The organism is Micromonospora sp. NPDC023737 (assembly GCF_040639715.1).
In the GTDB taxonomy this organism is placed as follows: domain Bacteria; phylum Actinomycetota; class Actinomycetes; order Mycobacteriales; family Micromonosporaceae; genus Micromonospora.
Window position 1 is genome coordinate 646,499 of record NZ_JBFAAL010000002.1, and the last position, 9,529, is coordinate 656,027.

Sequence of the window (9,529 nt, forward strand, 5' to 3'; positions counted from 1 at the left end):
GGGGTGCGGGGGTGGGGGTGGGGTGACGGGGTGTGACATCGGGCGCGGGGAGTGGGAAGGGTTCCCGTTCCGGGCGGCGTCCTCGGTAGCCTCGCGGGCATGAGGATCGGCATTGTGGGGGCCACCGGCCAGGTCGGTGGCGTGATGCGGCAGGTGCTGGCGGAACGGGAGTTCCCGGCGGAGCAGTTGCGGTTGTTCGCCTCGGCGCGGTCCGCCGGCCGCACCCTGCCCTGGCGGGACACGGAGATCACCGTCGAGGACGCGGCCACTGCCGACTACTCCGGGCTGGACATCGTGCTCTTCTCGGCCGGCAAGTACACGTCGATCGAGCTCGCTCCCCGGGTCGCCGAGGCCGGCGCCGTGGTGATCGACAATTCGTCGGCGTTCCGCATGGATCCGGACGTGCCGCTGGTCGTCGCCGAGGTGAACCCGCACGCCGCCGCCGTACGCCCGAAGGGCATCATCGCCAACCCGAACTGCACCACGATGGCGGCCGTGCCGGCGCTGCGTCCGCTGCACGCCGAGGCGGGGCTGGTCAGCCTGGTCGTGTCGACGTACCAGGCGGTCTCCGGTGCCGGCCTGGCCGGCGTCGCCGAGCTGGACGAGCAGGTCCGCAAGGTCGCCGAGCACGCCGCCGGCCTCGCGTTCGACGGGGCGGCCGTCGAATTCCCCGCGCCGCGTTCGTTCGCCGAGCCCATCGCCTACAACGTGCTCCCGCTCGCCGGCGCGATCGTCGACGACGGCTCCTTCGAGACCGAGGAGGAGCAGAAGCTGCGCAACGAGAGCCGCAAGATTCTGGAGATTCCGGACCTGAAGGTCTCCGGCACCTGCGTGCGGGTGCCGGTCTTCACCGGCCACTCGCTCCAGATGAACGCCCGGTTCGCCCGCCCGATCACTCCGCAGCGGGCCCGGGAACTGCTCGCCGACGCCCCCGGTGTGGCACTGACCGACGTGCCCACCCCGCTGCGGGCGGCCGGCAGGGACCCGGTCTACGTCGGGCGGATCCGGGCCGACGAGACCGTTGAGAACGGGCTGGCACTGTTCTGCTCGAACGACAACCTCCGCAAGGGCGCCGCGCTCAACGCCGTGCAGGTCGCCGAGCTGCTGCTCGCCGAGCGCCGCTGACACACCCACTGACCGCCCGGCCCCGGCCCCCTGGCTCGGGCCGGGCGGCCAGTGCTGTCGAGTGGCCCGTACGACTTCATCGAACTCGCGGTAACCCGCCCACCCGGACGGTCCGACATCACAGGAAGCCGGGTCGACCACGGCCTGCGGCCGCCCCCGGACCATGCTTGGATGAAAACCCGACCAGGGCGAGGTGGAGGAACCGTGCCGGACGAGCGTACGCAGCAGGCGCTGATCGACCTGATCGCCGCGCGCCGGATGGGCGTGCTGGCGACCATCAAGCGGGACGGACGGCCGCAACTGTCCACCGTCATCTACTCGTTCGACCGGGAAGCGGGCCTGATCCGGGCCTCGGTGACCGATGATCGCGCGAAGACCGTCAACCTGCGGCGCGACCCGCGCGCCACCTTCCAGGTGAGCAGCGAGGACGGCTGGGCGTACGCGGTGGCCGAGGCGCGGGCCGAGCTGACCCCGATCGCCGCCGCTCCGGACGACGCCACGGTCGAGGAGCTGATCGAGGTCTACCGGTCGTTGCAGGGCGAGCACCCCGACTGGGACGACTACCGGCGGGCGATGGTCGCCGACCGTCGTCTGGTGCTGCGTCTGCACGTCGAGCGCGTCTACGGCCTCCCGCCGCGCGGCTGACCCCGCACCGCTACGGCCCGGAAAACGGCCGTGGATGTTCGGTGTGGCCGCCTTCGGGCCGGCGCTGCCCGATCTGCGGATGTTACCCGCCCGGTCTGCGGGCCCCCGGTCTGCGGACGTTACCCCGGTGGGGGCGGCGGGCTGGCCGGTCTGCGGGCGTTACCCCGGTGGGGGCGGCGGGTAGACCGCCGGTGCCGACACCGAGAGGGGGCACCGTGACAACGGTCGGAGAGTTCATGACGACCCGGTTGGTGACGATGGACGGCAGCGACACGCTCACCGCCGCGGCGCAGGAGATGCGTGACATGGCGATCGGCGACGTGGTGGTCACCGATGGTGACAACGTGGTCGGCATCGTGACGGATCGTGACATTACGGTCCGTGCCGTGGCGGAGAACATGAACCCCGCCACCACCCGGCTCAACGAGATCACCACCAAGGACGTGATCACCGTGAGCCAGTACGACGACGCGGTCTCCGCCGCGGACCTGATGCGTACCTACGCGGTGCGACGACTGCCGGTCGTCCAGGACGGGCGCCTCGTCGGCCTCGTCTCGATGGGCGACCTTGCTGTGGAGCGTGAGCCCCAGTCCGTGCTCGCCGACATCAGCGCCGACGATCCGAACAACTGACGTCCGCCGCGGGCGTGCGCCGGCTCCCCGAGGAATCGGGGGGCCGGCGCGTCGCATCCGTCTGACGCGGAGGGTACGCGGCAGCCGGCCCCGGCCCGGCGGTGTGCGTACGTCGACGGTTTCGCCCGCCGCAGTTGCGGGACCGCCTCCGCCCCACCGGAAGCACCTGGCCGGCCGCGGTGATCGCCTCCGCCCCGCGGGAGGCACGTGGCCGGCTGCGGGCTCACCCGATCCGGGCGAGGTTGACGGCTCGCCGGACGGGCACCCGTGCTCGGACGCCGAACGGCCATCCGGAGGACAGGCGACAACCCCGACCGGGCGGCCGCCGGGCGTGACGGACCGTGGGAGGAGGGGACCCTTGGACGCCACCGCGAGATTCTTCGAGGAGATCGATCGGCGAGAGTACGAGCCGAGGCTCGCCAAGACCGCCGGCACCATGCGGGTGGACCTGCAGGAGGGGCCGCACACCATGCACTGGTTCCTCAGGATCGACCACGGCCGGATCTCGGTGAGCCGGGTGAACCAGGAGGCCGACACGGTGATCGGCACCAGCCCCGGGCTGTTCGAGGACATCGCGGCCGGACGCGAACACGGGATCGCGGCGGTACTGCGTGGCGACATGACGGTGGCCGGCGACCCACGCCTGTTCGTGCAGATCGAGCGGACCTTCCCGGGTAACCCGGACGCCCGTGGGCCGCGCCGCAGGTTCGAGCAGGAGGTGCGGTGATGGCTTCGACCAACACGATCCGGATCCTGGACGGCAACACCTTCGTGGTCTCCGAGGACACCGGGGACATCGAGGCGACGCCGAACGAGCCCACCGGGCTCTTCTCGCTCGACACCCGGTTCCTGTCGAAGTGGGTGCTGACCGTCAACGGTGAGCGCCTCAACGCCCTCTCGTTCGACGACCTCCAGTACTACGAGGCACGATTCTTCCTGGTGCCGGGCATGGCCACCCACTACATCGACGCCAAGCTGTCGATCATCCGGGAACGGGCCGTGGGTGGCAGTTTCCGCGAGCAGCTCATCATCCTCAACCATGACGAGAAGCCCGTCGACCTGGAGATCCGGATCGACGCCGGCTCCGACTTCGCCGATCTGTTCCAGGTCAAGGACGAGATCTTGAACAAGAAGGGCGAGATCTACAGCGAGGTCGAGGCCAACTGCCTGCGGCTTGGCTACCGCCGCGGCAACTTCGTACGGGAGACCGCGATCGTCTCCTCCGCCCCGGCCCGGTACGACCGGGACGGGTTCGCGTACTCCATCCATCTGGAACCGAACGAGCAGTGGAACACCCGCATCGACGTGGAGACCACCGCCGTCGGACCGGGCGGGCGGGACCTGCGGCTGGGCGTGGGCACGCGCAACGTCGAGCGGCTGGCGCTCCAGCACGACCTGGAGAAGTGGATAGCGGACGCGCCGAAACTCAACAGCCAGCACGAGGCCCTCGCCCAGACGTACCAGCGCAGCCTGGTCGACCTGGCCGCGCTGCGCTTCTCGCCGCTGTCCCTGGGCGGGGCGACCCTCCCCGCCGCCGGACTGCCGTGGTTCATGACCATGTTCGGGCGGGACAGCATCCTGACCTGCCTGCAGACGTTGCCGTTCACACCGGCTCTGTCGAAGACGACGCTGCGGATCCTGGCGTCACTTCAGGGCACCCGCTTCGACGACTTCCGAGACGAGGATCCCGGCCGGATCCTGCACGAGATGCGGTACGGCGAGACCGCCGCCTTCGAGGAACAGCCGCACTCGCCGTACTACGGCTCGGTGGACGCCACCCCGCTGTTCCTGATCCTGCTCGACGAGTACGAGCGGTGGACCGGCGACGTCGCGTTGGTCAAGGAGTTGGAGCAGGAGTCACGGGCCGCCCTACGGTGGATCGACGAGTACGCGGACCTGGTCGGCACCGGCTACATCTGGTACGAGCGGCGCAACACCGACACCGGCCTGGAGAACCAGTGCTGGAAGGACTCCTGGGACTCGATCTCCTACTCGGACGGCAAACTGCCGCCGTTTCCCCGGGCGACCTGCGAGGTGCAGGGGTACGCGTACGACGCGAAGACGCGGGCCGCCCGCCTGGCCCGGGAGTTCTGGGGCGATGACGCGTACGCCGACCAGCTCGAGCAGGAGGCGGCGAAGCTGAAGGAGCGGTTCAACCGCGACTTCTGGGTGGAGGACGGCGAGTACTTCGCCCTCGCGCTCGACGCCGACGGACGCCAGTGCGACGTGCTGAGCTCGAACATCGGTCACCTGCTGTGGAGCGGAATCGTCTCCCACGAGCGGGCCGAGAAGATCGCCCAGCACCTGGTCGGTCCGCGACTCTTCTCCGGTTGGGGCGTGCGTACCCTCGCTGAGGGGGAGATCCGCTACAACCCGATCGGCTACCACAACGGCACGATCTGGCCGTTCGACAACTCGTTCATCGCCTGGGGTCTGCGCCGGTACGGCTTCCCGGAGGAGGCGGCCATCATCGCCAGCGGCATCCTGGACGCGGCGACGTTCTTCGACGGCCGGCTCCCCGAGGCGTTCGGTGGCTACCAGCGGGATCTGACCAAGTTCCCGGTGGAGTATCCGACGGCGTGCAGCCCTCAGGCATGGTCGACCGGTACGCCGTTGCTGCTCCTGCGGACCATGCTCGGCCTGGAGCCGCACGAGGGACACCTGTCGGTGGACCCGCGACTGCCGGTCGGCATGGGCCGGATCGAGGTGCTGGACATCCCGGGCCGCTGGGGCCGGGTGGACGCCTTCGCCCGGGGCCGGTTGGAGGCGCACAACCTGCTCGACTGAGCTCCGCCCGTGGTACGGGGGCGGCGGAGCGCCGCCGGCTGGCCGGAACCCGAGGCGTCCGGCCAGCTCACCGGCCCTCGGCGTTGGCCGGATCGTTCCGCTGCCGGGCATGATGGTGTCTGCCGTTCCCGCCTCCGCCCGGCCAGGATCGTCTCATGAGCAGAGCAGCACTCGTCGTGATCGACGTCCAGGAGTCCTTTCGCCAGCGCCCCATCTGGGCGTACGGCTCGAACCCCGACATCGTCGGCCAGGTGGACCGGCTGGTGCGCGCCGCCCGCGGTCGCGGTGACCTGGTGGTCTGGGTCCTGCACGCCGAGCCCGGCACCGGCGGGGTCTTCGACCCGGCCCTCGGACACGTACGGCTGATCGACGGGCTGGCACCGGGCGAGGGGGAGCCGACGCTGGTCAAGACGTCGCACAACGCCTTCACCACCACCAACCTCCAGCAGCTGCTCACGTTCGCCGGAGTCCGCGACGTGACCGTGTGCGGCATCCGTACGGAGCAGTGCGTCGAGACCACCACCCGGATCGGTGCCGATCTCGGCTACCGGATGACGTTCGTGACCGACGCGACGATGACGTTTCCGATCCCGCACCGGGACGTCCCGGAGACCGTCGGCCTGGCGGAGGTCCTCGCCGACCCGCGCACCCTGCCGAACGAGGAGATCGTCCGTCGCACCGAGTACGCCCTGGCCGGCCGGTTCGCCACCGTACGCACGGTGGACGAGGTGACCGGCGGGATCCCGGCCGGCGCGCGGAGCTGACTGATGACCCGGGTCGTCTTCCTGCTCGTCCCGCAGCTGCACTTGCTGGACCTCGCCGGGCCGGCCCAGGTCTTCTCCAGCGCCGCCGACCTCGGTCACGAGTACGAGCTGCACTACGTGTCCGAGCGGGAACAGGTGCCCACCGTGCAGGGTGTGTCGCTGGTCGCCCGTACCGAATGGCCCGAGCTGACGCCCGACGACCTGCTGATGGTGCCCGGCTGGCGGCCGACCGCCCATGGGCCGGCCGGCCCGGTCAGCCCGGACGACCTGCGCCGGCTGGCCGCGCACCACGCGGCCGGCGGCACCGTGGCCGGTGTCTGCGCGGGCGCCTACGCCCTCGGCCGAGCCGGCCTGCTGGACGGTCGCCGCTGCACCACCCACCACGACGTGCAGGAGGACCTCGCCCGTCGCCATCCGGCGGCGCGGGTGATCCGGGACGTGCTCCACGTGGTCGACGACCGCGTGGTCACCTCCGCCGGTATCGCCAGTGGCATCGACGTCGCACTGCACCTGGTGGCCGTCCGGCACGGCCCCGCCGTCGCCGCCCGCGTGGCCCGCGAACTGGTGGTGTACGCCCGCCGCAACGGTCTCGAGCAGCAGGCCAGCGTGATGCTGCGGCACCGGTCGCACCTGTCCGAGGCGGTGCACCGGGTGCAGGACCTGATCGACCACCGCTACGCCGAGCCGTTGCCGCTGGCGGAACTGGCCGCCGTCGGCGGGGTCGCCGAGCGGACGCTGAACCGCCTGTTCCGCCGGGCCACCGGCCTCACCCCGCTCGGCTACCAGCAGCTTCTCCGGGTCGAGCGGGCGGAGCACCTGATCGGGCACGGCGCCACGGTGGAGTCGGCCGCCCGGACCGTCGGCTTCACCGATGCCCGGATGCTGCGTCGCCTGCGTGCCCGGACCGGTCGGGTGCCGGATCCGCTGCCCGCCGGTAGTAGTCGTCCCGAGACCGGAACTCGACCGGCAGCGACCCGGGCAGGGTGATGCGCTCCTCCCCGATGACCCGCCCAGCGGACCGCAGCGCCAACACGTCGCGTTCCTGCGGCGACAGGTCGACCATCTGGGGCCGGCCCAACCGGAAGGCGGCCACCGCCCGGCACACCTGCCGAGCCAGCCTGGCGATCTCGTCGGCCGGGCCGGTCAGGGCGAGCGCCGGCTGCTGAATGGTCCGCAGCGCGTCGCACACGATCAGCAGCCGGGCAGGGTCGTCCGGGCCGGTCGACGCCAACTCCAGTCGGGACGGCCACTGCCAGCGGATCTGCCCGCTGAGCAGGCCGGGCAGCCGGACCGGTTGGCGGTGCCGGGCGATGCCCACGGCCCGCCCGCCGGACATCACCGCCAGCTGTGAGCCCTCGCCCACCCAGACGATCCGCTGATCCGTGACGGTCACCGCGACCGGGCCGGGCAGGGCCCACACCCGTCGGATCTCGCTGGGGCCGAGCAGGTGTCCCGCGACCTCCAGCCGGTGCCGCCAGAGGACCTGTTCGCCCAGGGCCGGCATCAGCTCGTACCGGCGGTCGAGTAACGGCCCCACCTCATCGTCCGGCGCGTCGAACCGGTGCGGACCGATGAAGAAGGGGGACGCGTCAGCCTGCATCGTCACGACCTCCCACAGAGCTCACCCTCCGTCGAGCGTGGCGGAATCACCGCCCGCCTGTCATGACACCCGTTAGGGGGTCGGCCGGTCGTACCTCGCCTGCGACCGGTAGATGCCGATCTCTTCCGGCCGGATGAGGCCGTCCTCGATCGCGCGGGCGAGCAGCGCCGCCTTTGTGGCGGCCGGCCGGCCCGCCCGGGTGTACTTGATCCGCGCCCGGTCGACGTATTGCTTGACCGTGTGCTCGCTGATCCGCATCCGGCGGGCCACCGACGCCTTCGACATCGACTGGAACCAGAGCAGCAGCGCCTCGCGTTCCTTGTCGGAGAGGACCGGGCGATCCGGCCGCGGATCACCGACCATCGCCCCCGCCAGCGCCGGCGGCACGTACGGGCGATCGCTCGCCGCGGCGAGCACGGTGGCCACGCAGTGCTCGCGCCCCTCGTGCTTGGCGAGGAAGGCGACGGCCCCGGCGTCCAGCGCGGCCAGCATCGTCTCCGGGTCGGTGTGCTCCGAGTAGACCACCACCCGGCGCCCCGCGGCGCTCAGCTCGGCCAGCTTGCCCAGCGCCATCCGGCCGTGCAGCCGCAGGTCGAGCAGGACGACGTCGGCGTCCGGTGCGGCAAGCAGCACCTCGTCCGGATCGTCCCCAGTGGCCAGTACGGTCAGCCGCGGCTCGGTGGCCAGCCAGGCACGCACCCCGTCCACGACCACCGGATGGTCGTCCACGATGGCCACCCCGATCGGTCGTTCGCCGCTCATCGCCGCCACCGGGTCTGCGCCCATCTGATCTCCCCGTCCCGCTCGTAGAGCCGATCAACTCGACCGTCGTGCGAATCGTCGTCCCACTCGCCCGGCGGGCCGGTCGCGTCGGGGCCGTCCCGGTCCGGGGTGACGAGGCTGACCACCACCTCGTCCGGGCCCGAGACGACCGTCAACCGGGCCCACTCCCGCGCGTCCGCGAGAGTGGCCGTGAGCGGGTCCGCGAGTCGACGACGGACCTGCACCGGCAGCGGCGGCGGCGTACCGATGATCACGAGGTCGATCGGCAGTCCGTTGCGTTCGGCCAGGTCCGCGGCGGCGCGCAGCTCGTGCAGCAGCGGATCGGGTACGTCGTCCGACTCGGCGATCAGCCGCCGTAGCCGGGCCGCGGCTAGCGCCGCCCGGCGCTGCACCAGGGGGTCGGCCGGATCGGCACGCCCGTCGGCCAGCTCCGCGAGCAGCGCCCCGGCGGCATCGCCGACCAGGGCCAGCCGCTCCCGTCGGTCCCGCCGGGCCTGCTCGGCGGCGTCCCGCTCGGCCGTCATGGCGTGGCTGGCCGCGGCGGTGGCCGCCCGCTCCCTGGCCAGCGCGGCGATCACCGCGCTGCCCGCGAACGCCGCGATCGGTAGCGATGACGTGCCGTAGACGTACATCACGAATCGGGCCAGGTCGGCCGGGGCGGTCGCGGCGTACCCGACGACTGCCGCGAGGGCGATGAGCGAGTGCGCGGTGAGCAGGGCGATCAGTCCCGCGACCCGCCGACCCCAGAGCGCCAGCACGAAGAACCAGCCGAGCGTCCCCCACACCCAGTTGGCGGTGGTGAAGAGTTGCCGCTCGCCGGCGGTGGCGAAGACTATCGCGTCGACCGCGAGCAGCAGCCCGGCGAGTGGCCACGCCGGCAGCGGGGCGTTCCGCAGCAGCCCGGCACCGGCCAGGACCCCGATCACGGCCACCAGCATCCAGGCGGCGAGCACCACGGCGGCGTTGCTCAACTCCGACCGGTCGGCCAGCACCGCCGGCAGCCCGATCGCGGAGTGCCAGGCCAGCGCGATGGCGATCGCCGCTATCCGGGCGCTGCGGTCCGAGGCCCGTCCCACCGCGGCCGCGACCTGACCCACCGACGTCGGGGGCGGCGCGTCGCCGGTCGGGCTCGGGTCCGGGGCGGGTGGCGGCGGGACGGCGGGCGCCGTCGGGTCGTACCCCTGCCCGACCGC

Annotated in this window: 9 protein-coding genes and 1 pseudogene; 7 read left to right on the plus strand and 3 right to left on the minus strand. The window is 71.9% G+C overall.

Features of this window, described 5'->3' with window-relative positions:
- Positions 1-99 precede the first annotated feature (99 nt).
- The 7 genes and pseudogenes from AB0F98_RS08350 to AB0F98_RS08380 form a co-directional block, all read left to right on the plus strand.
- Complete coding sequence (locus AB0F98_RS08350; RefSeq protein ID WP_357730619.1) at positions 100-1,125, plus strand: aspartate-semialdehyde dehydrogenase; 1,026 nt, start codon at positions 100-102, stop codon at positions 1,123-1,125.
- A gap of 171 nt (positions 1,126-1,296) precedes the next feature.
- Positions 1,297-1,770, plus strand: a complete 474-nt coding sequence (locus AB0F98_RS08355; protein WP_357730623.1) for a PPOX class F420-dependent oxidoreductase — start codon at positions 1,297-1,299, stop codon at positions 1,768-1,770.
- 215 nt (positions 1,771-1,985) lie between these two features.
- Complete coding sequence (locus tag AB0F98_RS08360) at positions 1,986-2,402, plus strand: CBS domain-containing protein (RefSeq protein WP_076472464.1); 417 nt, start codon at positions 1,986-1,988, stop codon at positions 2,400-2,402.
- A gap of 358 nt (positions 2,403-2,760) precedes the next feature.
- Entirely contained in the window at positions 2,761-3,129 is a 369-nt protein-coding gene (locus tag AB0F98_RS08365; protein ID WP_357730629.1) for an SCP2 sterol-binding domain-containing protein, read from the plus strand.
- Positions 3,129-5,189: a glycogen debranching N-terminal domain-containing protein gene (locus AB0F98_RS08370; protein ID WP_357730632.1), complete on the plus strand. Its 2,061-nt coding sequence runs from the start codon at positions 3,129-3,131 to the stop codon at positions 5,187-5,189. Before AB0F98_RS08365 ends, AB0F98_RS08370 begins: the two co-directional genes overlap by 1 nt.
- A gap of 155 nt (positions 5,190-5,344) precedes the next feature.
- Positions 5,345-5,953 carry an isochorismatase family protein gene (locus tag AB0F98_RS08375; protein WP_357730635.1) on the plus strand — a complete coding sequence of 203 codons (609 nt, stop codon included), beginning with the start codon at positions 5,345-5,347 and terminating at the stop codon, positions 5,951-5,953.
- A gap of 3 nt (positions 5,954-5,956) precedes the next feature.
- Positions 5,957-6,805 (plus strand): annotated as a pseudogene (locus tag AB0F98_RS08380) (AraC family transcriptional regulator); the annotation flags it as partial.
- A gap of 13 nt (positions 6,806-6,818) precedes the next feature.
- On the opposite strand, the gene AB0F98_RS08385 reads toward AB0F98_RS08380, so the two are convergent.
- The 3 genes from AB0F98_RS08385 to AB0F98_RS08395 all read right to left on the minus strand — a co-directional run bounded on the left by AB0F98_RS08385 (position 6,819) and on the right by AB0F98_RS08395 (position 9,433).
- Complete coding sequence (locus tag AB0F98_RS08385; RefSeq protein ID WP_357730639.1) at positions 6,819-7,553, minus strand: hypothetical protein; 735 nt, start codon at positions 7,551-7,553, stop codon at positions 6,819-6,821.
- A gap of 72 nt (positions 7,554-7,625) precedes the next feature.
- Entirely contained in the window at positions 7,626-8,339 is a 714-nt protein-coding gene (locus tag AB0F98_RS08390) for a response regulator transcription factor (RefSeq protein WP_357730642.1), read from the minus strand.
- Complete coding sequence (locus tag AB0F98_RS08395; RefSeq protein ID WP_357730942.1) at positions 8,312-9,433, minus strand: hypothetical protein; 1,122 nt, start codon at positions 9,431-9,433, stop codon at positions 8,312-8,314. The genes AB0F98_RS08390 and AB0F98_RS08395 overlap by 28 nt, the downstream gene beginning before the upstream one ends.
- Positions 9,434-9,529 lie beyond the last annotated feature (96 nt).

What these genes read in the sequence shown, in the direction of transcription:
- AB0F98_RS08350 (WP_357730619.1), top strand. Translation starts at nt 100, where the DNA reads ATGAGGATCGGCATTGTGGGGGCCACCGGCCAGGTCGGTGGCGTGATG.
- AB0F98_RS08355 (WP_357730623.1), top strand. Translation starts at nt 1,297, where the DNA reads ATGAAAACCCGACCAGGGCGAGGTGGAGGAACCGTGCCGGACGAGCGT.
- AB0F98_RS08370 (WP_357730632.1), top strand. Translation starts at nt 3,129, where the DNA reads ATGGCTTCGACCAACACGATCCGGATCCTGGACGGCAACACCTTCGTG.
- AB0F98_RS08375 (WP_357730635.1), top strand. Translation starts at nt 5,345, where the DNA reads ATGAGCAGAGCAGCACTCGTCGTGATCGACGTCCAGGAGTCCTTTCGC.
- AB0F98_RS08385 (WP_357730639.1), bottom strand. Translation starts at nt 7,553, where the DNA reads ATGCAGGCTGACGCGTCCCCCTTCTTCATCGGTCCGCACCGGTTCGAC.
- AB0F98_RS08390 (WP_357730642.1), bottom strand. Translation starts at nt 8,339, where the DNA reads ATGGGCGCAGACCCGGTGGCGGCGATGAGCGGCGAACGACCGATCGGG.